Genomic DNA, 25,004 nt, shown 5'->3' on the forward strand with positions numbered 1-25,004 from the left:
AATAAAGGAGAAATGAGAAATGAAAAATTTTAATGGGGTATATCCAGTTATTGTGACACCAATGAAAGAAAATTATGAAGTGAATTATGAAGGTTTAAAAGAAAATATTAATTATTTTATTAAACAAAAAGTTTCCGGTCTAATAATAAATGGAAGTACAGGAGAATTTGTATCACTAACAGAAGAAGAAAAAGAAGAAATCATTAAAACAGTTGTGTCCGCTGTGAATGGCGAGTTTCCTATTATTGTTGGTACAGCTAGTGAGTATACGAATGACGCTATTCGTTTAACACAAACTGCCGAAAAATTAGGCGCAGATGGCGTTTTAGTTATTAATTCATATTATGCTCATCCTACAGATGAAGAAGTTTATCATCAATTTAAAGATATTGCTGATAGTACCTCTTTGCCAGTGATGATTTATAATAATCCTTTCACTTCAGGAATAGATATCAGTCAAGATACATTAATTGATTTAGGTAACAATGTGAAAAACATTACTCATTTGAAAGAGTCTAGTGGCTCTATTCAAAAATTAAGAGATATACATTACGCGACAGGTGACAATTTAACATTATTCTGTGGTAGTGATGATTTAGCATTTGAATCTTTTGTAATGGGCGCAAAAGGATGGGTCTCAGTTGCAGGAAATTTAGCACCAAATTTAGCTAAACAATTATATGAAAAAATACAATCAAAAGAATTTGAAGAAGCGCATGAAATTTATAAAAAATTATTACCTTTATTACAATTTATAGAAGATAGTGGGAAGTATGTACAAATTGTCAAAGCGGGAATGGAAATTAAAGGTTTAAATGGGGGACCTAGTCGACCGCCAAGAAGGAGTTTAAAGGAAGAAGAAATTAATAAATTGAAAAAAATTATGACAACTTTAAATTAGGAGGAATACTATGACAAATAAAATAGAGATGCCAGAAAAGGTAAAAACTTTTATTAATAACGATATAGGATTATTTATTAATAATGAATATGTGAGTAGTAAAAGTGGTGATAGCTTTGAAGTATATAACCCAGCCGACGATACAATTATTACACGAGTTGTAGAAGCGGGAACTGAGGACATTGATTATGCAGTACAATGTGCTGAAAAAGCTTTTAAAGGTGAGTGGAGTCAATTATCTGCACAAGAGCGTAGTGATCTTATTATAAAATTCACAGATTTATTAGAAGAAAACAAAGAAGAGTTAGCTTATTTAGAAGCTTTAGACAATGGTAAATCATATGAAATTGCACTTACAGACGATATACCAGGAGCAATTAATCAATTTAGATATTATGCTGGATGGGCTACAAAAGTATTAGGACAAACAACGCCTATCAGCCCTGAATACTTTAATTATTCAGTACATGAACCTATCGGAGTCGTAGGTCAAATCATTCCTTGGAACTTTCCGTTAAACATGGCTTCCTGGAAGATGGGAGCTGCACTCGCAACAGGTTGTACAATTTTAATAAAACCTGCAGAACAAACGCCTTTATCATTATTGTATGCTGCGGAATTAATTAAAGAAGCTGGTATTCCAGAAGGTGTTGTTAATGTGGTTCCAGGAAGAGGCACAATAACAGGAAAAGCGATTTCAACTCATCCTAAAATACGTAAAATCGCTTTTACAGGCTCTACGGTAACAGGTAAAGAAATAATGAAAAAAGCTGCAGATACAGTCAAAAACATTACATTAGAATTAGGTGGTAAATCAGCCAATATTATATTTGAGGATGCTGACTTGTCTGAAGCGGCAAATACTGCAGTTGATGGGGTCATGTATAACCATGGTCAAAATTGTAGTGCAGGTACAAGAATATTTGTTCAGTCTTCGATTTATGAAGAGTTTATAGAAAAATTCATTGAACAAACTAAAAAGATTAAAATCGGAGTAGGTACTGAAAAAGGTATCGATATGGGACCATTAATTTCACGTAAACAGCAGCAACGTGTTCAAGAATATATAGACATAGGTGTTAAAGAAGGCGGAAATATAGCTTATCAACAAACTTTAAAAGACAATAAAGGATATTTTGTACCGCCTACTGTGTTTACAGATTTAACAGATGATATGCGTATTGTTCAAGAAGAAATTTTTGGACCTGTGGCATGTATATTGCCATTTGAAACAGAAGAAGAAGTAGTAGAAAGAGCTAACGCTAGTGAATATGGTCTAGCTGCAGCAGTATGGACAAAAGATATTCAAAGAGCAATAAATGTTACAAACCAATTAGAGGCAGGGACAGTTTGGATAAATGATTATAATTTAGAAGATCCAGCTGCAGCATTTGGTGGTTATAAACAATCAGGTATTGGTAGAGAAATGGGCACTTATGCATTAGACAATTATACTGAAGTTAAATTTGTATGGGTAAAATTATAAAAGAATAGGAGGAATTGTCCTCCTATTCTTTTAATTTTTTTCTTTGTATAGTTTTTTACGTTGATTACAGTTTTTTATTTGTAACTCATTACGATATTTAGCAACAGTTCTTCTAGATATTGAAATATCTTGCTCTTTCAAATAAGAGACAAGCGTTTCATCAGAAAAAGGTTGTTTAAAAGGTTCGTTTTTTATTATATGTTTAATCATATGTTTAACATAATTAGTTGAAATGTTTGAATTGTGTGGTCGAACTAATAAATCGGATAAACTATATAAATTATTATTTATATGTATATAGCACGATTGAACGCCACGACTAATAGTAGAAGGGTGAAGATTAACACCTTCTGCAATCATGTTTTGAGTTAATGGTCGATATTTTAATTGATTATTAGACAAGAGACCTTCATATTGGAAAGTAATAATCATATGAATTATTTTATATAGAGTTTCAGAACGTTTAGAGAGCATAGTTTTTAAATGATTAAATTTATTTTCATTTTGCTTATATATTTCATCGTGAATAGGAACACTTTCATCTAGTGATAAAGCATTGATATAATCATCATTCATTTTAATTTTAAACCCATTATTATTTATGGTTATATATGCTTCCGGAATAACATTTTGTGGAGTATTAGATTCAAGATAAGGGAAAATTTCTTGCTCTTTGATATAAGTTAAATAATTTGTAAATGATTCGTTTGATATATCGTGATTATCAAGAAAAGTAAAATTTTGATTAGCGATATCATTAAGATGATTTCGAAATAGATTGAATAAACAGCTATCCCATAAACCTTTTTTTCGCAATTGAAATGAGATGAAATCAAAAGTATCTTTGCTAGCACAACCAATAGGTGATAAATTTTGTATAATCTCTTTAATTGATATAAACTCTTCGAAATCAATATTTTGCTGATCACAGAATAACTTTTGATCTATATCAAAAAAACCTTTATTATCAAGATTTAAAATTATAAATTTAGCAACACTAAAATTTTTACTATTTAAATTATAATCTAAAAGTTGTTCGATTAAATCTTCTCTTATATTATTATTAGTCCATCTATAGTCATCCATAGACATAGTATTATCGCTATTATTAGATTTATATTGAATATAAGGGTAATTACTTTCTAATCGGGATAAATATTGAATAATCTCTTCTTGTTTATAAGAAAGAATCTTAAGTGATTGAATTTGATAATTAGATAATTGCAGATCATTACTTAATAATTGTTCAATACTCATTAAATTACCACCTTTCTCAAATGAATATAATAAAATCATTGGTAAAATGGAATTATTATCACCTTTAATTGTTACTTTACACCAAAATTGAAATTTAGCATACTGTTTACAAGACAACTAAGAAACAAACGATTTATTCATAATATAAAACATTTAAACATAGAAAGATAAAGTAGTTAAATACATATTTTATTCAAAATGACCATAACTTCGAAAAGATTTTTAAAGAGTAGATTAAAAATATGAAAATATATTAGAACAAAAAGCAACTTAATTATTCTTTTGAGAATATTTAGTAGAGAATATTTTATGATAGAAACTATAATATATTATATAAATGCTAGTACATTGACCAACAGCAAGAAGATAAAGAAGCATAAAAACAATAAAATGATATATCCGAAATAATTTGAAAAAGATAGATTTATAAAATAAAAGCGCTACAAAATCAAAACTTGTAGCGCTTTTATTTTTTATCGCAATTTTTGATAATAGTAATTCAAATAATCCATTAATAATATAGTTCAGAATTAAGTCATTTGTGTATCATTTGCTATAAATAGTCAAAAAGATATGAAGTTAGCACTAAAATAATTATCCCTTGACTTTTTTAGAAAGCGATTGCATAATAACAAACAACATGCTTAAACGTTTAAGCAAAAATTTAAAAAGGAGTTAATTTATTATGAAACATGAAATTTTTTACCGTCCAGAAGGGGCTTATGTTGGTGATGTAATACCTTTTCAAGAAAATGGTAATGTATATTTATATTATCTTTTAGAAAATAGAAAAGATAAGAATAGTGGGACACCTTGGTCTTTATTAACAACAAATGACTACGCTCATTTTCAGGATTATAATATTGCTTTTTCATCTGGTGGCATAGAAGAAATAGATTTTAATTGTTATACAGGTAGTGTAGTTACTGATGAAAAAGGAAACCATCATCTTTTTTATACTGGGAATAATCCTAAAATGATTGATGAAAATGGAAAATCTCAACAATTTATTATGCATGCTATAAGTTATGATGATATGAATTCATGGCATCGTAAATATAATTGTACATTTGGTCCAGGTATTGGGTATGAAAAATACGATTGGAGAGATCCATTTGTATTTAAAGATGAAAATAATGTGTGGCGTATGTTAATTACTGCTAGAAAAAATTACGGTCCTGAAAGAAGAAGAGGTGTTATAGCACAATATAAATCAAATAATTTATATGACTGGGAAGAAAGTGAGATTTTTTGGGATCCTAATCGATTTGTTGCTATGGAGTGTCCAGAAGTTTTTAAATGGGGGGACTGGTGGTACTTAATTTATTCGGAATTCACTGATAAATTTACTACGAGATATAGAATGTCGAAAGGCCTAGACGGTCCTTGGTTCGCACCTGAAAAAGATACAATCGATGGTAGAGCCTTTTATGCATCTAAAAGTACATTTTTAAAAGGACGTCGTTATTTTACCGGATGGATTTCTACAAAAACAAATGAAAATGATGATGGTGACTGGCAGTGGGCTGGTAATATAGCTACATTAGAAGCTAAACAAAAGGATGATGGAACTTTAGCATTTAGTCTACCAAGCTCTCTAAAAAATAAATTTAAAGAGGAGCTGCCAATTTCCATAGAAAAAAAAGTGTTGAATTCATGGGATAGTTATAAATATATTTTATCCAAAGAAGAAATTCCAAATACTGCGTATATTAAGGCTAATATAAATATAGGTAAAAACACTAAAGAATGTGGTTTATTATTACGTGCTTCTGAAGATGGTAATGAAAACTATGCTATTCGTTTAGAACCCAACCAATCAAGAATGGTATTTGATCGATGGCCTAGAAAACAAACAGGAAATGAGCAATGGCAGGTTTCAGGAGACGTTCCTTTTTATTTAGAACTAGAACGTCCTTGTAATCTTCAAGAAGGCGCACACAAAATTGAGATTTTATTGGAAGGTAGTATAGCAATGATTATTTTAGATGATGAAATATCACTGAGTACGAGGGTTTATAACCGACAAACCGGAAGAATTGGTTATTTTTCAAATGATGGAAAAATGACTTTAACAAACCTTGAAGTAAAAACTTTAAAACAATAATTTAGAGACTAAGGGGGATGACATGTGAATTTAGGTAAGGTTTATACTTTTCGTTTCACTATAGGTTTTGGATTGTTTGCAATATTACAGAATATGGGGTTTTATATGATTGCCTCTGTTTTAATGCCATCTAGGTTAAAAGATATTGGGTTGGCTCATCCAGAAGCTTTTTTAGGAACTATAAACGCTTCTGGAGCTGTACTATCTTTATTTATTAACGTTTTTGTAGGTGCTATGTCTGATAGGACAAGGTCAAGATTTGGCAAAAGAACTCCTTGGTATATGGGAGGAGCAATAGTAGCAGCACTATCCTTTTTTTTAATAGGCATACCTGGAACAGGCTATGGCATTTTAATAGCTTATTGTTTTGCCAATATCGGTCAAAATATGATGACAGCTCCTATAGTAGCAACTCTATCAGATAGAGTACCAGAAAAGAATAGAGGATTAGTATCTGCATCTTATGGCGGAGGGATTACAATAGGCCAAGCTATGGGTACTTTACTTGGTTCATTATTTATATTCCATACAATAGCAGGGTTTATTACTTCAGGTTCTATGTATATAGTGGCTGGGATAATAACATTCTTGCTACTACCTAAAGAAAAAAGTAGCAATATGAAACCTTCAGATAGTGAAAAAGAACGTATTTGGTCTATAATTATACAATCTTTTACACCGCCAATGAAAGCGCCAGATTTTTGGAAAGCTTTTATATGTCGTTCAAGTTTAATAATTGCTTATCAGATGATTGTGTCTTACCAATTGTATATTCTTGAAGATCACGTCGGTCAGAATAAAGAAAGTGCTGCTAGTGTTATATCAATAATGTCGATAATAACTATGGCTGTATCTCTCTTGGCTACAATGACATCAGGACCAATATCTGATAAAATTGGTAAACGAAAGGCTCCTGTAATTCTCTCGTGTTTTCTTTATGCTATCGGGATAGCGATACCTTGGGTTTTTCCTACAGTTACTGGAATGTTGCTATTTGCAGGTATAGCAGGATTAGGCTATGGTATGTATATGTCTGTTGATCAAGCTTTAAATATTGATGTTTTGCCTAATAAAGAAAATGCTGGGAAAGATTTAGGCTTTATTAATGTAGCTACCACAGCGGGACAAGCTATAGGTTCTGGTGTTACATCTACATTAGTAACCATTTCAGGTTCATATAATATTGTATTTCCAGTTGCTATTATAATAACGATTATAGCAGCATTTTCTGTTTGGAAAATAAAAGGAGTAAATTGATGAAAAAAGTAACTTTACATGATGTAGCTAAGGCAGCCAATGTTTCAGTAGCTACAGCCTCTTGGGCTATTAATGATAAAAATAAATCAAGAATACCAGAAAGTACTCGTATAAAAGTCCGTGAAACTGCTGAACAATTAGGATATTTCCCTAATGCTTTAGCTAAAAGTTTAGTGGATAGAAAGTCTAAACTGATAGGTTTTGTAACAGATGATGTAGCTACGTCTCCTTTTGCGGGAGAAATTATTAAAGGGGCTCAAGAAGAGGCTTGGAAAAATGGAAGTCTCCTTTTAATAGTTAATACGGAAGGTAAAGAAGACATTGAAAAACAAGCCTTAGATATGTTGATTGAATACCAAGTTAAAGGAGTTATTTATTCTACTTGGTATCATCATTCTATAACTACACCAAAGTTGTTGGAAAGAACTGATGCAGTATTAGTTAATTGTTTTGATCCCCAAAATAATTATATTTCTGTAATACCTAATGAATTTCAGGGTGGAAAAGCTGCTACTGAAACTTTAATTAAATGTAAACATCATCGAATTGCTTTTATAAATACAAATAAAAAATCACCTGCCCAGGAATATAGGTTGAAAGGATATAAAAAAGCACTAGAAAATTATAGCTTAAAATTTGATCCATCTTTAGTAATTTATACAGATCCAACGCAAAAAGGAGGATTCAAAGTTACTGATGAAATAATTCAATCAAAAGCAACTGCAGTATTTTGTCATAATGATCGTGTAGCTATGGGTTTATATGATGGATTAAAAGAAAAAGGCATTTCTATACCAGAAGATATATCTATTATCGGTTTTGATAACCAAAAAATTATTTCAGAAAATCTTTATCCTGAATTAACTTCAGTTGCTTTACCTCATTATGAATTGGGAGTCCGTGGAGTCAGGGAGTTGTTAAAATTAAACGATTGTGTTGGTGAGCATCCAGATTCAAAATCAATATATATAGATACACCTATTATAAAAAGACAATCTATTAAAAGTTTATAAACACAAGAAATTTTAGGAGAGACTCAGTTTATTTAATAAGATATGAAAAAGTCTAAGTCATTATAAAAAATAATTATTCCTATAACAATACTAGATATAATCCTTGACCATATTATTATTCCTCCAAATATTTTATTGTCTTTAACATTAGCAAGAAATCTGAAAAAATTATGAATAATATAGTGAAATTTAAAATTTCGATATAGATAAAATCTTATTTTGTATTTCATCCAGTACGATGCCATTATTGGTTTAACGAAAATAAGTATTAATTTATATACTAATCCCCTCACTACTGCGAATAGTGAGGGGATTTTTTAGTGTGGATTAATGTTGCTCGAAATTGGCAGGTCTTAAAGCGTGATTTTTAAATTACTTTCCTGTTAATTGATGGTTGAAAAATTATATTTCGAATTCACCTTCGTAAAAATATTCAGCATTATAATTAAATAAATCTTTAATTGGTGATTGATAATATGTAATATAATTATCTATTTTATTGCTTTTTATCCACTTTATTTTTGATATTTCTTTCGGCGAATTATTATTAATATTTCCACCTGTTATTTTACAATTAAATGTAATAAATAAAGCATGATTGTTATGATTCAAGATTTTTCCCTCGTTAATTGCAACTATATTTTTTACTTCTACATCAAAGCCAGTTTCTTCATAGAACTCTCTTATTACTGCTTCTCTCAAAGTTTCGTTTATTTCAACAGATCCACCAGGTAAACTCCAAGTATCATGTTTAATATTATGAACAGCCAATATTTCATCATTCTCATTTTTTACTAAACCATAAACGACTTTCACTTCGTTCATCTAAAACCCACCTTTTTTAATAACTAAAAACTAATCTGTTTTTAAAATTGTTTTTAGTTTTCTTTTAAGTTCAAATTCAATATACAATAAATATTTCACTAATTTTAGCACCAAAATATTTTGTTTCTGATAACTATTTATACCATAAAACATATTGTTTTTTAACCAAACCTTTTTATGAATTAATATATTTGGATTTAGTATACATACTCTATACACTCTTAACCGGCTATAAACAAAGAGACTACAATAAAAGCTCTTTCTGAGGAATTATTAAATGAATTTTTGAAAAGTAATTACTGATAAGATACAATTTTTATATATTTATAATCATGTAGTTACTGTAAAAATTGATTTTGGAATCAACTCCTAACTCCAGCCCCTTTCGAAGAAACAAAAAGCCTAGTAGAATGCACTACGATTTAAAAAAACTAGCGTCAAAAGAGCATGTGAATCTACAGTAGAATCAAGTGATACAATTTCGATATTAAGAAAGGAAGGTTTTTTATGAAAGTAGCCATTATGGAAAATACAAATAGCATACCAGAAATCGGAACATTCCCTGAACCGCAAAATAATAATGAGTTAGTAAAAGTTAACGTTTCAACAGTAGCTTTAGAAAATGTAGATAAATTAATATTTTCTGGACAACATTATACAAGTAGTCAATTTACTGAAATTAAACCCTTTATTCCCGGTTTGAGCGGCATCGGTAAACTTGATACAGGGGAGACTGTTTCTTTTTCTAATTTACAACCTCCTTATGGATCACTTGCTGAATTTGCTTATGTTTCTGAAAAAAATTTAACATATGTTTCTGCAAAAACTGATTTGAAAAAAATAGCTACAGTACCAAAATCAGCTATGACTTCTGCAATACCATTAGTGGCTTCAAAAGAAACTCTTAAAGAAAAGGTTGTTTTAATCAATGGGGCAACTGGATTTGCGGGACAAATAGCTGTACAAATTGCTAAACATTTAGGCGCAAAAACTATTATTGCTACAGGACGAAACAAAGAAACACTTAATAAATTATTATCATTAGGTGCAGATAAAGTTTTTAATTTAACAGAAGAAAAGAACTTACTAGCAAAATCAATTAAAAATAATCGTCCTCATTTGATAATTGATTATTTATGGGGAGAACCTACTGAATTAATTTTAGGTAGCCTAATACCAGAGTCTTTTGATTTTTCAACAGTAACTAAGCTATTTCAAGTTGGACAATCAGCAGGAAAGAGAATATCTATCGATGCTACTTCTATACGTACTTCTGGGGTCGAGATAGTAGGTTTTGTTCATTATTATAATCAGGATACTTTAAAAAAAGCTGAGAATGTTGTATTTAAGTTATTAGATAAAGGTAACATCTCTGTTCCTATAAAAGAATTTGATTTCAACGATATTTCTGATGCTTGGGAATACCAACCTCAGAATGGGGAAAGAGTTGTTATAAATATTAATTAAAGAATAAACAAGAAGTTGGTAGAAGGATGCCATATACATGGCATATCTTTATAGGAGTATTTATTTTATTGGTGTCTTTACTGTTTAAAAACGCTCGTTTTGACACATGATTATTATCTATTTATATAATATTTTTAATATTTACGATTTTCTATAAACTGTCCGATGATGACGTTTATAATTCAATTAACGAAAAAGAGTAGTAATAATGCATCAACCCCCTCACTATTTGCGGTAGTGAGTTTTTTTGTTTTGTTATAAAATTTACACTTTATTTTAATATGTTTCAATAGTATTTATAATTTAGAAAATGAATAAATAATTTGAATAAAAAAGATGCAATTACATTAAAAGTTATTGCTATTTGCTTATATTTTAGTAAAATTATCTGTATTAGTTTGCAGAATTTTTAGAAATTTTAAAACAAAGGGGAATTTTATGGATGAGTTCGGGTTTTTATCGTTAATACCACCGATAATAGCAATTTTTATGGTATTGCTTACAAGAAGTGTGATTATTTCTTTATTTATAGGGCTTTTTTCAGGAATATTATTATTAAATAATTTCCATATTATACAATCATTAAAAGTTTTAATTAAAGATTTTATCTATACAACAATGTCTGATGATGGAAATATAGGAGTATTAGTATTATTAATCTTTATAGGAGGCTTTGTTGCTCTTTTAGAAATATCTGGAGGAGGTAAAGCATTTGCTAATAAAGTTGTAGGTAATGTAAAAAGTAGAATTAAGATACAACTTTTTGCTTGGATAAGTGGTGTAGCTATTTTTTTCTCAGAGATGGGTACTCCATTAATTGTGGGACCGATATATGAAAAGCTGTTTGACAAAGCCAGAATATCGAGAGAAAAACTAGCTTGGATTATTGATTCTACCTCATCTCCTGTATCTGTTATGGTTCCATTCATAGGTTGGGGCGTCTATATTATGGGATTGATTGAGAGTCAATTTAATAGCTTAAATATAAAGATGAGTTCTTGGGATGCATTCATTGAAGCACTTCCTTATTTCATATATCCTATTCTAGCAGTTTTAATTGTCCCTTTAATTGTTATATTAAAATTAGATTTTGGACCTATGAAGAAAGCTGAAGAAAGAAGTATAAATACTGGAGAAATATATTGGCCAGAATCAAAACCTTTAAGAGAAAGTATATTAGAAGATGATGAAGTTTCTAAAAATAGTAGTCCAATTATGATCTGGTTACCAATATTAGTTTTGATAGTAAGCTTAATTTCTTTATTGGCTCCTAAAGGCTTTCCATTTCAAAGTGTTGAAGGAATAGATTTTAGAATAGCTTTAACTCTTTCTTACTTCTTTGCATCCATAACTTTAGTCGTATTATTAGTAATTTACAAAATACGTAAACTTGGAGAAGCAATAGCATCTTATACAACAGGTATGAAAAAAATGACGGATATATTAATTATTTTAATTTTATCATGGTCCCTTGGATTACTATTAGACAAATTAGGAACTGCAAATTATATTGTCGAAATTATTAATGGCAATATTCCTATTGCTATAGTTCCTGGATTAATATTTGTTGTGGGAGCTGGTATGTCATTTGCCAATGGTACGTCGTGGGGTACTTTTGCCATCATGCTACCGTTAGCTATGCCATTAGCATTTCAACTAGATATACCGATGGCTGTTTGTATTGGAGCAGTAATATCAGGGGGGATTTTTGGAGATCATTGTTCACCAATTTCAGATACAACTATTTTATCTTCTACAGGTGCTGGGTGTGACCATAAAGACCATAATAAAACTCAAATTCCAATAGCATTATTTAATGGAATTATAACTTTTGCCACTTTATTAGTAACAAGCTTTATAAACTTTAAATTTTCAATTTTATTCGCCATTTTATTTATGGTGCTTGGCGTGTTTTTATTTAATAAAATGAAATTAAAAACTTTTAATAATTAGGAGTAATTATATTATTAAACTTTAAGCAGTCGTTTTAGCAAAGATAAAAATAAATTAATGAAGGTTTGAAAACTTGAGAATGGTATATAACGAAATTTTGAAAGTTAAATCCGAAAACATAAAAAATCTATTAAAAAAGCTTTCTCAACGCTACAGATTTAACAAATTATTAAGTTCGTAAAGGAGTACATTTTAGAGATATACATGCTATTGTGGTTGAGTTAGTAACAGGATGAAGTTATAATATGCGTAACGAAAATTAGTATCACTTTATACATCAAAACCCCTCACTAATAGTAATAGTGAGGGGTTTTTAGTGTGGATTAATGTCACCTATTTTGATTGCGTTTGCTTAGCCAATAAGCAAAATACGTAATAACACAGCTACTGATGAATGACAGAGATGATGTTTATACATTATAAAACGCAATTAGCTTATGAATTTACGATTACTTGCCAAAGTATTTTATGTGTCGACTATAACATGAACGCACATTTATGCGAGTAAATTATTGATTGGAATACATATTAATTTTTAAAAAAATATTATTCATAAGAATTTAGTATTTCTTTGCTTTTTTCTTGGAACATTTCAGAAATAATAAATGATTTTAAATCGGTACAAAAGCTGCAACAGCAAAACCGAATACAACAGCTACAGAACTAGCAAACCAAACGTTAGGTCCCGTCCAAATTGGTAAATAATAAAAGGCTAATGTTGAAATGACCATACCTATACATCCAAACCAACCAATCTTATCACCAACAACGTCCCAAAAAAGATTAGTGAAGATAGTTACAATGTACATGAGTCCCCATATACGTAGCCATTCTGATGTTGTAAATCCTACAGTGTCTGTAAATACAATCGGCATGATAACGACTAAACCAAAGAGTACCAATTGATTAATCGTTCTAACAACACTAGCAATCGCTATTTGTGGTTTTTTTAAGATTGTAATACCTCTAGCAAAATCGATTAACATTTCTTTAGATGTTAATTTGTCTGCTTCTTTGTCTTTGCCTTTTTTCTTTGACTAAGAACATCGCCATTAAGCCCCCGATTAAAATAAAAACAATTGATAACCATAATGTCCCCATAAAGCCAATCCAAGGGATTGTGAAACTAGGTAAATATGTCCCCAGAAAACCTATTCCAACAGAATACATGGCCCAGAACCATCCCATTGCAGAAGCCAAGCGATGTCTAGGTGCAGAATAAGTAATCCACACTACAAAGCTGTAAATAAACATTGGATAAGCGAACCCACGAATACCATACATAATGAGCATCATTGTATAACTATGTTGCTCTATGCCTAAAGTCAAGAAGGCATTATGAAAGACAATCCAAATAATGAAGGATAATACCATAATTCTTATGGGGCTGAAAATTTCTGCTAAAATACCAGATAACCATGACGCGATTGCTATTACTAAGCCGTAAAGTGTTAATATAGTAGAAGCTTGATGGGCTTCAACACCAATATTAACAATGTATTTAGATAAAAAGCTTGTTCTATTCCATCACCTGTCATGAAGATGGCGACGGCAATATAACCCCAAATTAAGATTAAGGGGAGCCCTAAAAATTGCTTGGAGCTATTTGGATTTAATGATTCCACAATAATCTCTCCTACTATATAGATTCAAAAGTATTCTGTTCATTGCAAATAACACCTTTAATTAAGCGTGTTCATCTACTTGTTGTTCAAGTTGAAGATATGATTTGAAACGTTGAATGTATTTTTTAAAGCTATCAATATCCTTCTCGTTAGCATCTAATGTAAGTTGGTCAGTATTATTAAAAGCATATGCGTTTAAATAACCTGGTAGGGTATAATGCTGTTTTTCTACCAAATACCGTGCTAAAACAGCTATTCCCCATGCGCCACCTTCACTTGCTGTTTTCATCACACTAACCGGACTTTCTAATGCAGCTGCTAAAAATGATTGCGCTACTTTTTCTGTTTTAAAAATTCCTCCATGACCTAACATGGTATCTATTTGAATATTTTCTTTTTCCTTTAATAAATCAATACCTATTTTCAAGGTGCTGAAGGCAGTATAAATATGTGTTTTCATAAAGTTTTCTATATTAAATTCACTATCAACATGACGTAAAAACATTGGATAGCCTTGTTTTACATCTGTGATAAATTCACCTGAGATGTATCCGTATGATAATAGTTTTCCTAGATCTTCATCTCCATTAAAAGCGCTTTCAAATAACTTTGTAAATAACTCATTTTTATCGTATTTCACATTCATTACTCTAAATACATCTTCAAAAAGTCCAATCCATGCATTGATATCAGAAGTACAATTATTCGCATGAATCATAGCAACGTCATAACCATCCGGTGTTGTCACGATGTCTACTTCTGGATATACATTTTTGATGGGTTGTTCTAAGACAATCATGGAAAAGATACTTGTCCCTGCTGAAATATTACCTGTTTTAGGAGCGACACTATTCGTTGCAACCATACCAGTAGCTGCATCTGACTCTGGGGCACACATTGGACAACCAGATTGTAATTGGCCATTAGGGTCAATGAGTTTAGCACCTGTGTTAGTTAAATAACCAGCAAATTCACCAGCTACAATAACTTCTGGTAAAATATCATTGATATCTTGTTGGTAACCTAAATCTTGAAAAAGTGTATTAAAGCGTTCTAATAAATCTTGGCGTAACACTTTTTGATCAGTATCAATAGGAAACATACCCGATGCATCGCCGATACCTAATATTTTTTTATCTGTTAAATACCAATGAACATAACCAGCCAGGGTTGTCATATAACGTACTTTTGATACGTGAGCTTCTTTGTTCAAGGCAGATTGGTAAAGTTGGGCAATACTCCAACGCTCAGGAATATTTACATTAAAATGATTCCGTAACAATTCAGCGGCTTCGTTCGCATTGTTATTTCTCCATGTTCTAAAAGGTACTAATAAGTCATCGTTTTCATCAAAAGCTAAATAACCATGCATCATGCCACTAATGCCTAAAGATGACAAATTAGTAATATGTGTACCACATAAATTTTTGATTTTTTGAGCCATTTCGTTATAGCTTTGTTGAATACCAATCCAAACATCATTCATTGAATAGGTCCAGTAGCCATTTTCATATTGATTTTCCCATTCATAAGAACCAGTGGCAACTGTGTTGCAAGCGGGGGTGATTGCTACAGTTTTAATTCTTGTGGAACCAAATTCAATGCCTACTGAAAGTTGACCGCTGTTAACATAATTCTTCAACATTTCAATATTCATTTGTAACCTCTTTCTATATGATATGTAAACGGTGCCAAAAACGAATATTAATCTAATTTTTCTGAAAAGTCAATATAATGATTGTTAAACAAAAGAAAATTATTGAAAAACTATGATATTCAGTATTTTTTGTTACTCTTGTTTTTTTATTATACCTGCTGTGCCATTTTCTACAATGTTATAAAAATGGAAAATCAATTCATCTTTAGAAATCCTAGACTCATCTTGAACCCAATGCTTAATAAGGGAGATACCTGCCCCTGACACATAACTCATAAAGTAGGAAAAGGGCATGTTTCCTATTGCGTCATTCATGTTTTTATAAGAACTTAAATGATTATGTATCAGAAGATAAAGCTTTTCTTCTAACATAGAGACTTTTCCCATGTTAAACATTGTATAATAAAAAGTTATATGTTGATCAATATGATTGATTAAATATTCTATAATACTTCTAAGGTTTTCTTTTGAAAAAATTGTTTCGACTATATCTTGTTCGCTTATAAAATTTTGTAAATCATCAATTTTTTCATTCTCCATTTTTTCTAACAAATCGTACTTGTCTGCGTAATTAGCATAGAAAGTACCTCTACTAACATCAGCTAAATCAATGGTTTGTTGAATGGTGATATTATGAAAATTTTCTTTTTTTAATAAACTTAAAAACGCCATCTTGATAGCATTTTGAGATTTCCTAATTCTTCTATCTTGGACCATATATTTTCACCTACAGATTGTGTATATTAAACACAAGTATTTTATCATCTAGTATATTGCAATGTTTTAGAGATTTAAATAGCTATGTGAAATACCTAAACTTATTCATTAAGTAAAATATAGCATATTAATATTCGATAGCGATTAAAAAATATTTTAATCTTATTTCTTTTTTATAATTTTTGTTGCTAATTTAGTAATATGACTTAAAATGAAAATCATACTAATCTTATTAAACTAAAGGAGGAATAAAATTGGTTAAAAACATTAATAAATACTTAATCGAATTACTAAATCATAATGAAGTTAGTGAATTTAGAAAAGAATTGCTACAGCTACATGCATATGAACAAAGTGAATATTTTGATTTACTTACTGTAGAAGAAAGAAAAAAACATTTGAAGTATTATCTCCAAAGGAGATTGCACATTTTTGGAGCTATTTAGATTTAGGTAGCAATCAAGAGAAGAAAATATTCGACGAAATGGATCCAAATTATGCAAGCAAAGTTCTCGAACATATGTCGGATGATGACGCAGTAGATGTACTTAATCTATTAAGTAAAACACAGCGGGTTAGCCTATTAACACTTATGGATGAGTATAAAGCCTCTCACTTAAAGTCATTACTTAATTATGAAGAAGAGACTGCAGGCGGAATTATGACAACTGAATAGGTTTCGTTGTCCCCTGAGATGAATGTAAGAGAAGCGCTCATGCACGTTAAAAGTTTATCATCGTCGGCTCAAACAATTTATGCTCTTTACGTAATCAATGATCAAAAAAGTTAATAGCAGTCATGTCTTTACGTGATTTAATTAATTCGGACATGGAGGATTATGTAAAAATGTGATGAGTACGAATATAATTAGCGCAGATATTGCAGAAGATCAAGAAACTGTAGCTAAAACAATCAGAGATTATGATTTAATCGCCATCCCTGTCGTAGACTATCAACAGCATTTACTTGGTATAATTACAGTTGACGATATTTTAGATGTAATTGAAGCAGAAGCTAGTGAAGATTATTCAAAATTAGCAGGTGTTAATGACGTTAAAGAAACAAAAGAATCTGTTTTTCAGACAGCAAAACAACGTTTACCTTGGCTGGTTTTACTTACTTTCCTAGGTACGATAACGGCAACGATATTAGGTTCATTTGAAGATACGCTTGCAAAAGTTGGGTTACTTGCAGCGTTCATTCCTATAATTAGTGGTATGTCGGGTAACACAGGAACGCAAGCGTTAGCCGTTTCGGTGCGTAGTATTTCTACAGGAGAAATACAAAAAGAAAATAAATTAAAACATGCATTACATGAGCTGGGCAGTGGTTTAATTTCTGGATTAATATGTAGTCTTATTTTATTTACTATTATTATAGTTCTTTACGGTCAACCCTTGTTAGCAACAATCGTCGCAATAAGCTTAACAGTAGCTATGACAGTAGGTACAACAATTGGGTCGCTTATCCCGTTATTTATGGATAAAATAGGCATTGATCCTGCCGTAGCAAGTGGCCCCTTTATTACTACCATTAATGATATAGTAAGCATGTTGATATATTTTGGTCTTGCGACTTCATTTATGAGTTACTTAGTTTAACAAAGAAATATTAAATATTTTATTTTGAACAGAACCCCCTAAACGTTGGTTTAGGGGGTTTTTTATTATATAGGATGACAATACGTCATTTACTGCACAAAATAGAGTAGACTGTTCATTTTCATACAATAAGGGATACTATGCATATTGTTTGGAGGTGTAAGTATAGGCTAAAATGAAGTTGTAATAAAAATAAAGCATTACCTCATGCGAAAGGAATGATTTAAATGACTAAACAAATGTTAGGTAATTCAAAATTAACTGCAACTCCAATTGAAGAGATTAAAGAAGGTACAAATCACATCGTTGTTGATAGTATTCAATATGGTAATCAAGAAATGGTTATGGAAAAAGATATTGCGGTGCCAATGTCAGATGGTGCAGAATTATACGTTAACGTCATTCGTCCTAATAAAGCAGGGACATTCCCAGTTGTGATGTCTGCAGACACATACGGTAAAGACAACAAACCAAACATTAATAATATGGGCCCACTTTGGCCAACGCTTGGCGCAATCCCAACTTCAAGCTTAACACCAGAAGAGTCTCCCGACCCTGGCTTCTGGGTTCCGAATGATTATGTTGTTGTCAAAGTTGCACTACGTGGTAGTGCTAAATCTAAAGGTTCTTTGTATCCTTGGGGCCTTTCAGAAGCGAAAGACTATGCCGAAGTGATTGAATGGGCTGGCCAACAATCATGGAGTAACGGTAACGTTGGTACCAACGGGGTTTCTTATTTAGCAGTTACACAATGGTGGGTGGCTTCATTAAACCCGTCTCATCTTAAAGCCATTATCCCTTGGGAAGGTTTAAACGATATGTATCGTGAAGTTGCTTTCCATGGCGGTATTCCTGATACAGGATTTTACAGATTTTGGCACGATGGGCTTATCAATAGATGGCCAAATTCAGACATTGAAGATTTAAAAGGTTCCCAAAAAAACCATCCTTTATTTGATGATTATTGGAAAGGCAAACAAGCAGATCTTTCTGCAATTAAAGTGCCAATATTTGTTTGTGCAAGTTGGTCAACACAAGGTTTGCATAACCGTGGTACATTCGAAGGATTTAAACAAGCTTCTTCCAAAGATAAATGGCTTAAAATCCACGGACGTAAAGAATGGGAAACATATTATGCACGTGAATCTCTTGAACAACAAAAAGATTTCTTTGATTATTATCTCAAAGGTATCGACAACGATTGGCAAGATACACCTAAAGTGAGCTACGAAGTAAGAGATAAATTTTATCAAGGTTACACAAAACATACAAGTAATTTCCCAATTCCAAATACAAAAGAAACAGCTTTATATTTAGATGGTCAAACAATGTCACTCAACACTTCAAAACCTCAAGATACAGCTAAAGTTTCTTATGACAGTGAAGCTGAAGGTAATGATGAAGCCAGATTTAGCACTGCGTTTGACCAAGATACAGAACTTACAGGCAATATGAAATTGAAGCTATGGGTTTCTGCCGACAAATCCGATGATATGGATTTATTCGTAGGTATTAAAAAAATAAATCGCCAAGGCGAAGAAGTGAACTTTCCAGACTTTAATCATATTGAAGATGGACAAGTTGCGACAGGTTGGTTACGTGTATCTCACCGAGAATTAGATCAAGATAAATCTACGCCACTACAACCATGGCATACACATGAAAACGAAGCTAAACTTAATAAAGATGAAATCGTACCTGTAGAAGTTGAAATTCTACCTTCTGGTACATTATTCAAACAAGGTGAAAGCATCCAAGTTGTCGTTAAAGCAAGTGAAGTTGTTAAAGGCAACAGTACACCAGGACTAAAAACACGTTATGAACATGACGAAACAGTAAATCAAGGTATACACAACATTTATACAGGTGGAAACTATGATTCACATCTACTTGTACCAGTAATACTAAATCACTAATATTTCATTTTAATGTTAGTCATGCTCATTTTCATACAATATAACTGTTGTATGAAAATGAGCTATTTTTATTTAATTATTATTGAAAAGGAGTAATTTAAAAATGACAATTGAAACTACATCTAAACAAATCAAAGCACCCGTGACAATTGTAGGCGCAGGTATGGGAGGTCTTGTCTTAGCACGCGTGCTGTATCTTCAAGGCATTCCAGTCACAATTTATGAAGCTGAAGCTTCAACAGCAGCACGTACACAAGGTGGCAAATTGGATATTCACGAACGTGATGGCCAAATTGCACTGGAAATCGCAGGATTAACAAACGAATTTAAATCAATTATTCAAGAAGGTGGCGAAGCCTCACGTGTGGTAGATCAAAGCGGAAAAGTGCTACTCGATGATCCAGATGATGGCACACAAGGTCGTCCTGAAGTGCTTCGTGGAGATTTACGGAATATTTTACTAGCTTCTTTACCTGAAGGCACAATTCAGTGGAATAAAAAATTGACAAATATCCAAACACTTATCGACGGTCAACATGAATTGACGTTTGCGGATGGTTCTACGGTGACTACAAATGTGCTAGTAGGTGCAGATGGTGCTTTTTCTAAAGTACGTCCTTTATTGTCAGAAGCAACACCGGAATATGTCGGTATCGCATCTGTAGAAACGTATTTATATGATGTTGATGAAAAACATGCCGATGCGGCAAACATAGTAGGAAAGGGTGCAATGTATGCATTATCACCAGGCAAAGGATTTCAAGCACACAGAGAGCCTAACAATATTATTCATACGTATGTCTCACTGAAACGTTCCAAAGCATGGTTTGATGAAATCGACTTTGAAAACCCAGAAACTGCGATAACTCAAATTGCAGCAGAATTCGAAGGATGGCCTAAAGAACTGACAGCATTAATTAATGATAGTGAAACAGCACCTGTTTTACGTAAAGTATATGCCTTGCCAGTTGGTCATCGTTGGAATCATGTACCTGGGGTAACGCTCATTGGGGATGCGGCGCATCTTATGCCACCAGCAGGTGAAGGTGCAAACTTAGCGATGTTTGATGGTGCGAAATTAGGCGAAGCTATCGCGGATAATCTTGATAATGTTGAAGAAGCAATTGCTGCATATGAAGCACCCATGTTCCCACGTAGTACAGCAGCGGCAGCGAATGCAGATGAATTCCTTGATATATTACTTGGTGATCGTGCACCATTTGAATTAGCTGAGACATTAAGAGAAGTTTTAGATGGTAATAAATAAATACGCTTTCTCATCATTTAATGAGTCTTGGTTAAAAAATAGTATTGTTAAAATTTAAAGAAAGGAATAGCCAATTGTTCAAACATGTTTGAAACAGTTATAGTTTTAAATTCACTCACAATCCTAGAATATAAATACCAGGTAAATGAAAGAGATTTGTCTAATAAACAACTTAGTGATTAAATTGTTTATTTATTTTATTGAAATTAGGAGGATTCAATTATGAATACATTAGAATTAAAAGGGGCCCAATTAAATTACTATAAAATTGGCCAAGGTCCTATTCTCATACTTGTTCCTGGTGCAAACGGTACAGGCGACATCTTCTTACCATTAGCTGAACAGTTAAAAGATAGATTTACAGTAGTTGCTGTAGATCGCCGTGATTATGGTCACAGCGAATTAACTGAATCGCTTCCTGAACGTACTCAAAATAGCGATGATGATTATCGTGTAAAACGTGATGCCAAAGATATTGCTGAATTAGCAAAATACTTAAGTGACGAACCTGTTTATATCTTAGGTTCTAGTTCTGGTTCAATCGTTACAATGCATGTATTGAAAGACTACCCTGAAGTTGTAAAAGAAATTGCATTTCATGAACCACCAATCAACACATTTTTACCAGATAGCAAATATTGGAAAGATAAAAATGATGAAATCGTCAATATTGCATTAACCGATGGTTTACAATCAGCGATGACAGTTTTCGGGGAAACGCTTAAAATTTCCACATTAGATGCTAAAAGTATGACTCAAACTGTATCTGAAGATAATGAAGCACAAAAAAGACAATATGAACGTATGCTGTTCTGGGTTGAATATGAAATCAGACAATATACTCATTCTGATATCTCTTTAGAAGACTTATCAAAACATAAAGATATTGTTACTTTATTAAACGGTACAGATTCTAAAGGGTCGTTTCCACAAGATGTTAATTTTTATATTGCTGAACAAACAGGTATACAAATTTTAGATATTCCTGGCGGACACTTAGGTTACGTTCAAAAACCTGAATACTTTGGTAAAGTATTAGTAGAAATGTGGAGATAGAGTCCTTTAAAGGAAAAAAATCGTTACCGTAATTAATAAATGATTTGAATTAACTGATAGAAAAGAGGCTTTTATATGAAAAGTATTACATTTGAAGAACACTTTATATTAAAAGAAGTTCAAGATGAAATGGTTGATCTTATACATCCTGAACCAGATGGCGTTCCTATGCAAGCAATGTTAAGTGCATTGGAAAGTAAAACGGGGTTCTCTGATGACGATGAAATACAAAACCACGAAAAACGCGATTGAACTTTGTCGTTACGCTAATGATAAATTGTATGACTATATTCAAACGTGCCCAGACCGTTTTCTTGAATTTGCTATTATTCCTATTAATGAACCCAAAGCAGCTGCCGATGAATTAGAACGCGCTATAACGCAATTAAATTTCAAGGATGTGCTGATACCAGGGAGACCTGTAGATGTTTTTTTAGAACAAGAAAAATATGATGCTATTTTTGCTAAAGCTGAAGCATTAGGTGTACCTATATATTTACATCCTGCACCTTTTAATGCGGATATCTACCAAGCTTATTATAAGAGTGATGTTTATTCCGATGCTACTGCAGCTTCATTTGCATCCTATGGTTATGGATGGCACATCGATGTCGGTATTCATGCGATTCACCTTGTCTTAGGCGGTGTTTTTGACAAACATCCAAACTTACAAATGATTATTGGACATTGGGGAGAATTTGCACCATTTTTCTTAGAAAGAATGGATGAAGCACTTCTTTCAGACCATTTAAATGAGCCTATAAGTTATTACTTTAAAAATCATTTTCATAACTATTATGAAAAGAATTTAAATCATCATTTGATTCAGTCCAAATATTAGAAAATTTTTCAGTTTCTTTATTAAAAACTGTATATAATGGGTCCAACTTATCCCAATAACCCAATTTTCCTTCACTATTAATACCTGTTCTAAACACTTTATTATTATTTACAATACTCATAATCACATAAATAAAAGCAGGATAAAGTTTATATTCTTTCGTTTTTATTATATTTTTAAACAAAGTAATATCAATTTCTTTAGTAATACTAAAACTGGTTTGTTGGTTAAAATAATGATTAAAGTATACTTTTCTATCCCAAGTTTCTAAATTAATAATATTAAAAGCCATTTATAATTTCCTCCTAAATTTTAAGTTGCTTTTTATGTTTAGGAGGAATAATCCTCTGTTTTTATCATATGTTACTTCACCTCTTAAACCTGAATTTTCACTGCAAAAACCACTCTGCTTTAGCAATTATTTTCATTATACTTATATAACAATATCTATGTTGGATTACTAATATTATTATAGCTTTTCAGACCATTTAGGTCTGCTGACAGATGTGAGTATCTCCAGTTCTTTTTCACGTTGTTCTAAGTATGAACTGTTGTTTTTTAGTGTGTTATCTATGTAGGCAGGATGAGTCATAACTTCCACGGATTCTATGTCTTCTGACTTAATTTCATTAAAAAAGTCCTTGCTTAAATGGTCACCATAAAACCCTGTATATAAAGAATCAGTAAGTAGAAAATTATCGTTTCCAGCTAAAGAATCTTGATATCTGAGTGGGACATTATACTCTTTTGCCAGTGCAAGAGAAACTTCAGCCAGCGGTTCCCATCCATGTATATGATGATGACTGTCTATATGATGAAGGGACAAACCTGTAGCAAGAAAAGCTTCTATCTGTGCTTTCCATTCTTTGTATACTTCTCCCGTATTTGGAATAGCAAGATTTTCGTAATTATTATTTAAACGAAACGTTTTTTCAGAATTGATTAAAGATGGAATTCCTTTCTGCAGTACAGGGCGTCCCCAGGTCAGTACAAGATGAATTCCTGTCTTAAGAAGAGGATTTTCTTTGGCGCATTGTACAGCATAATCGATATCTAGACCATTCATCATAAGGGTAGTGGAATCGACAACCCCATTCTTGTGAGCTTCTATAATACCATCAGTAACTCCTCGTGACAGTCCAAAATCATCAGCATTAATAATTACTTTCATTTACGCATCTCCTTTATTAATATAATTACGTTCTATTACAAAATCTGTAATATCACCTCTGAAATACGAATTGGAATATTCAATCGCTTTTTCGTTTTGCCCGTATGTTGTTGTTTCTATATAGAAACAAGGATGATTCACTTCATAATTTAATAATTTAGCAATGCTATCATCAGCAAATGTAATCTCTATTTTTTCTACAGTACGCATTATAGGTTGATGGTACTTTTCTTTCAATGTTCGATATAGCGAATCCTCGGCATCTCTCTGTGTGATAGCTGGTGCTATTTCCCACGGTATATAAGAAACTTCATACTGAGTAATATTGCTGTTTGCTTGTCTAATACGTTCGATTTTTTGTATAGGGGCATTTTTAGAAACAGACAAATGTTTACAGAGGATGTCATCGGCAGGCACGACTTGCAAGTTAATCACTTTAATTTCAGCCGTCTTTCCTTGTACAGCCACTTGATCACTGTACTTTTTGACTGTTTGAGTCAAAGCCTGAGTCACTTTTTTTTCACAGACAAAGGTCCCTCTGCCTTGTACACGGTACAGATATCCTTCCTTTTCCAGTTGATTTAAAGCGATTCTCACAGTTGTTCTGCTGACCTCAAAAGTTTCACATAGTTCTTTTTCAGTTGGTATACGGTCGTTAGGATTATAGGTCTCATCCTTTATTCTATTTAGAATTATCTCTTTAATTCTTCCATGTTTGGACATAATGTCACGCTCTTTTCCACATTAGTTTCTATATACTCAATCATAATACATATACACATTTTTTAAAATAAAAAATACCAAAAGTAATACATTTAATATTTGTTATAGACATTTAAAAATTTGTATGATACATTTTAGGAAACGTTTTCAAAAGGAGTTTTTTT

17 protein-coding genes and 5 pseudogenes are annotated in these 25,004 nt (G+C 31.8%); 12 read left to right on the forward strand and 10 right to left on the reverse strand.

Annotation, left to right across the window (positions count from 1 at the left end; genetic code table 11):
- The first annotated feature begins 19 nt into the window (after positions 1-19).
- Positions 20-901, forward strand: a complete 882-nt coding sequence (gene dapA / locus ACO6VN_RS01110; protein ID WP_422404121.1) for a 4-hydroxy-tetrahydrodipicolinate synthase — start codon at positions 20-22, stop codon at positions 899-901.
- Between the two features lie 10 nt (positions 902-911).
- Positions 912-2,387 carry an aldehyde dehydrogenase family protein gene (locus tag ACO6VN_RS01115; RefSeq protein WP_422404122.1) on the forward strand — a complete coding sequence of 492 codons (1,476 nt, stop codon included), beginning with the start codon at positions 912-914 and terminating at the stop codon, positions 2,385-2,387.
- A 30-nt stretch (positions 2,388-2,417) separates the two neighbouring features.
- Here ACO6VN_RS01115 and ACO6VN_RS01120 read toward each other — a convergent pair whose 3' ends face one another.
- A complete protein-coding gene (locus ACO6VN_RS01120) occupies positions 2,418-3,644 on the reverse strand; it encodes a hypothetical protein (RefSeq protein ID WP_194200639.1) in 1,227 nt (408 codons plus the stop codon).
- 685 nt (positions 3,645-4,329) lie between these two features.
- Between ACO6VN_RS01120 and ACO6VN_RS01125 the strand changes: the two genes are divergently transcribed.
- The 3 genes from ACO6VN_RS01125 to ACO6VN_RS01135 are packed head-to-tail and all read left to right on the forward strand — an operon-like array spanning position 4,330 to position 8,021.
- On the forward strand, positions 4,330-5,751 hold the full coding sequence (locus tag ACO6VN_RS01125; RefSeq protein WP_422404123.1) for a GH32 C-terminal domain-containing protein: 1,422 nt from the start codon (positions 4,330-4,332) through the stop codon (positions 5,749-5,751).
- 24 nt (positions 5,752-5,775) lie between these two features.
- The gene (locus ACO6VN_RS01130; RefSeq protein ID WP_368733960.1) at positions 5,776-7,008 is read left to right on the forward strand and encodes an MFS transporter; all 1,233 of its coding nucleotides are present in this window, start codon (positions 5,776-5,778) and stop codon (positions 7,006-7,008) included.
- Complete coding sequence (locus tag ACO6VN_RS01135) at positions 7,008-8,021, forward strand: LacI family DNA-binding transcriptional regulator (RefSeq protein ID WP_194200641.1); 1,014 nt, start codon at positions 7,008-7,010, stop codon at positions 8,019-8,021. The genes ACO6VN_RS01130 and ACO6VN_RS01135 overlap by 1 nt, the downstream gene beginning before the upstream one ends.
- Before the next feature lie 402 nt (positions 8,022-8,423).
- Here ACO6VN_RS01135 and ACO6VN_RS01140 read toward each other — a convergent pair whose 3' ends face one another.
- Positions 8,424-8,846 (reverse strand): NUDIX hydrolase, encoded by a 423-nt coding sequence (locus tag ACO6VN_RS01140; protein WP_064211484.1) that lies wholly within the window; start codon positions 8,844-8,846, stop codon positions 8,424-8,426.
- Between the two features lie 507 nt (positions 8,847-9,353).
- On the opposite strand from ACO6VN_RS01140, the gene ACO6VN_RS01145 reads away from it, so the two are divergent.
- Complete coding sequence (locus tag ACO6VN_RS01145) at positions 9,354-10,313, forward strand: zinc-binding dehydrogenase (protein ID WP_422404124.1); 960 nt, start codon at positions 9,354-9,356, stop codon at positions 10,311-10,313.
- 438 nt (positions 10,314-10,751) lie between these two features.
- Positions 10,752-12,266 carry a Na+/H+ antiporter NhaC family protein gene (locus ACO6VN_RS01150; protein ID WP_194200643.1) on the forward strand — a complete coding sequence of 505 codons (1,515 nt, stop codon included), beginning with the start codon at positions 10,752-10,754 and terminating at the stop codon, positions 12,264-12,266.
- A 329-nt stretch (positions 12,267-12,595) separates the two neighbouring features.
- On the opposite strand, the gene ACO6VN_RS01155 is transcribed toward ACO6VN_RS01150, so the two are convergent.
- The 4 genes and pseudogenes from ACO6VN_RS01155 to ACO6VN_RS01170 all read right to left on the reverse strand — a co-directional run bounded on the left by ACO6VN_RS01155 (position 12,596) and on the right by ACO6VN_RS01170 (position 16,265).
- Complete coding sequence (locus ACO6VN_RS01155) at positions 12,596-12,667, reverse strand: type I toxin-antitoxin system Fst family toxin (RefSeq protein ID WP_194200680.1); 72 nt, start codon at positions 12,665-12,667, stop codon at positions 12,596-12,598.
- 213 nt (positions 12,668-12,880) lie between these two features.
- Positions 12,881-13,891, reverse strand: a pseudogene (locus ACO6VN_RS01160) (MFS transporter); the annotation flags it as partial.
- A gap of 61 nt (positions 13,892-13,952) precedes the next feature.
- On the reverse strand, positions 13,953-15,548 hold the full coding sequence (locus ACO6VN_RS01165; RefSeq protein ID WP_422404125.1) for a xylulokinase: 1,596 nt from the start codon (positions 15,546-15,548) through the stop codon (positions 13,953-13,955).
- Positions 15,549-15,680: 132 nt separating this feature from the next.
- Positions 15,681-16,265: a TetR/AcrR family transcriptional regulator gene (locus ACO6VN_RS01170; RefSeq protein WP_194200645.1), complete on the reverse strand. Its 585-nt coding sequence runs from the start codon at positions 16,263-16,265 to the stop codon at positions 15,681-15,683.
- 248 nt (positions 16,266-16,513) lie between these two features.
- On the opposite strand from ACO6VN_RS01170, the pseudogene mgtE reads away from it, so the two are divergent.
- The 5 genes and pseudogenes from mgtE to ACO6VN_RS01195 all read left to right on the forward strand — a co-directional run.
- Positions 16,514-17,866, forward strand: a pseudogene (gene mgtE / locus ACO6VN_RS01175) (magnesium transporter).
- 227 nt (positions 17,867-18,093) lie between these two features.
- Complete coding sequence (locus ACO6VN_RS01180; RefSeq protein ID WP_194200646.1) at positions 18,094-19,782, forward strand: CocE/NonD family hydrolase; 1,689 nt, start codon at positions 18,094-18,096, stop codon at positions 19,780-19,782.
- 103 nt (positions 19,783-19,885) lie between these two features.
- Positions 19,886-21,049 (forward strand): FAD-dependent oxidoreductase, encoded by a 1,164-nt coding sequence (locus tag ACO6VN_RS01185; RefSeq protein WP_228086124.1) that lies wholly within the window; start codon positions 19,886-19,888, stop codon positions 21,047-21,049.
- Between the two features lie 222 nt (positions 21,050-21,271).
- Positions 21,272-22,105 carry an alpha/beta hydrolase gene (locus tag ACO6VN_RS01190; protein WP_422404126.1) on the forward strand — a complete coding sequence of 278 codons (834 nt, stop codon included), beginning with the start codon at positions 21,272-21,274 and terminating at the stop codon, positions 22,103-22,105.
- A 75-nt stretch (positions 22,106-22,180) separates the two neighbouring features.
- Positions 22,181-22,895: pseudogene (locus ACO6VN_RS01195) on the forward strand (amidohydrolase family protein); the annotation flags it as partial.
- Here the strand turns inward: ACO6VN_RS01195 and ACO6VN_RS01200 are convergent.
- From ACO6VN_RS01200 to ACO6VN_RS01215, 4 genes and pseudogenes are all read right to left on the reverse strand, one after another.
- Positions 22,885-23,238, reverse strand: a pseudogene (locus ACO6VN_RS01200) (CatA-like O-acetyltransferase); the annotation flags it as partial. The pseudogenes ACO6VN_RS01195 and ACO6VN_RS01200 overlap by 11 nt on opposite strands.
- A 177-nt stretch (positions 23,239-23,415) precedes the next feature.
- Positions 23,416-24,117: a chitin disaccharide deacetylase gene (chbG, locus tag ACO6VN_RS01205; protein ID WP_194200649.1), complete on the reverse strand. Its 702-nt coding sequence runs from the start codon at positions 24,115-24,117 to the stop codon at positions 23,416-23,418.
- The gene (locus ACO6VN_RS01210) at positions 24,118-24,618 is read right to left on the reverse strand and encodes a GntR family transcriptional regulator (protein WP_306667852.1); all 501 of its coding nucleotides are present in this window, start codon (positions 24,616-24,618) and stop codon (positions 24,118-24,120) included.
- 36 nt (positions 24,619-24,654) lie between these two features.
- A pseudogene (locus tag ACO6VN_RS01215) lies at positions 24,655-24,840 on the reverse strand (GntR family transcriptional regulator); the annotation flags it as partial.
- Positions 24,841-25,004 lie beyond the last annotated feature (164 nt).

The sequence above is a fragment of the Mammaliicoccus sp. JADD-157 genome (assembly GCF_049310805.1).
Lineage (GTDB): Bacteria > Bacillota > Bacilli > Staphylococcales > Staphylococcaceae > Mammaliicoccus > Mammaliicoccus lentus.

What these genes read in the sequence shown, in the direction of transcription:
- dapA (WP_422404121.1), top strand. Translation starts at nt 20, where the DNA reads ATGAAAAATTTTAATGGGGTATATCCAGTTATTGTGACACCAATGAAA.
- ACO6VN_RS01115 (WP_422404122.1), top strand. Translation starts at nt 912, where the DNA reads ATGACAAATAAAATAGAGATGCCAGAAAAGGTAAAAACTTTTATTAAT.
- ACO6VN_RS01120 (WP_194200639.1), bottom strand. Translation starts at nt 3,644, where the DNA reads ATGAGTATTGAACAATTATTAAGTAATGATCTGCAATTATCTAATTAT.
- ACO6VN_RS01125 (WP_422404123.1), top strand. Translation starts at nt 4,330, where the DNA reads ATGAAACATGAAATTTTTTACCGTCCAGAAGGGGCTTATGTTGGTGAT.
- ACO6VN_RS01135 (WP_194200641.1), top strand. Translation starts at nt 7,008, where the DNA reads ATGAAAAAAGTAACTTTACATGATGTAGCTAAGGCAGCCAATGTTTCA.
- ACO6VN_RS01140 (WP_064211484.1), bottom strand. Translation starts at nt 8,846, where the DNA reads ATGAACGAAGTGAAAGTCGTTTATGGTTTAGTAAAAAATGAGAATGAT.
- ACO6VN_RS01145 (WP_422404124.1), top strand. Translation starts at nt 9,354, where the DNA reads ATGAAAGTAGCCATTATGGAAAATACAAATAGCATACCAGAAATCGGA.
- ACO6VN_RS01150 (WP_194200643.1), top strand. Translation starts at nt 10,752, where the DNA reads ATGGATGAGTTCGGGTTTTTATCGTTAATACCACCGATAATAGCAATT.
- ACO6VN_RS01165 (WP_422404125.1), bottom strand. Translation starts at nt 15,548, where the DNA reads ATGAATATTGAAATGTTGAAGAATTATGTTAACAGCGGTCAACTTTCA.
- ACO6VN_RS01170 (WP_194200645.1), bottom strand. Translation starts at nt 16,265, where the DNA reads ATGGTCCAAGATAGAAGAATTAGGAAATCTCAAAATGCTATCAAGATG.
- ACO6VN_RS01180 (WP_194200646.1), top strand. Translation starts at nt 18,094, where the DNA reads ATGACTAAACAAATGTTAGGTAATTCAAAATTAACTGCAACTCCAATT.
- ACO6VN_RS01185 (WP_228086124.1), top strand. Translation starts at nt 19,886, where the DNA reads ATGACAATTGAAACTACATCTAAACAAATCAAAGCACCCGTGACAATT.
- ACO6VN_RS01190 (WP_422404126.1), top strand. Translation starts at nt 21,272, where the DNA reads ATGAATACATTAGAATTAAAAGGGGCCCAATTAAATTACTATAAAATT.
- chbG (WP_194200649.1), bottom strand. Translation starts at nt 24,117, where the DNA reads ATGAAAGTAATTATTAATGCTGATGATTTTGGACTGTCACGAGGAGTT.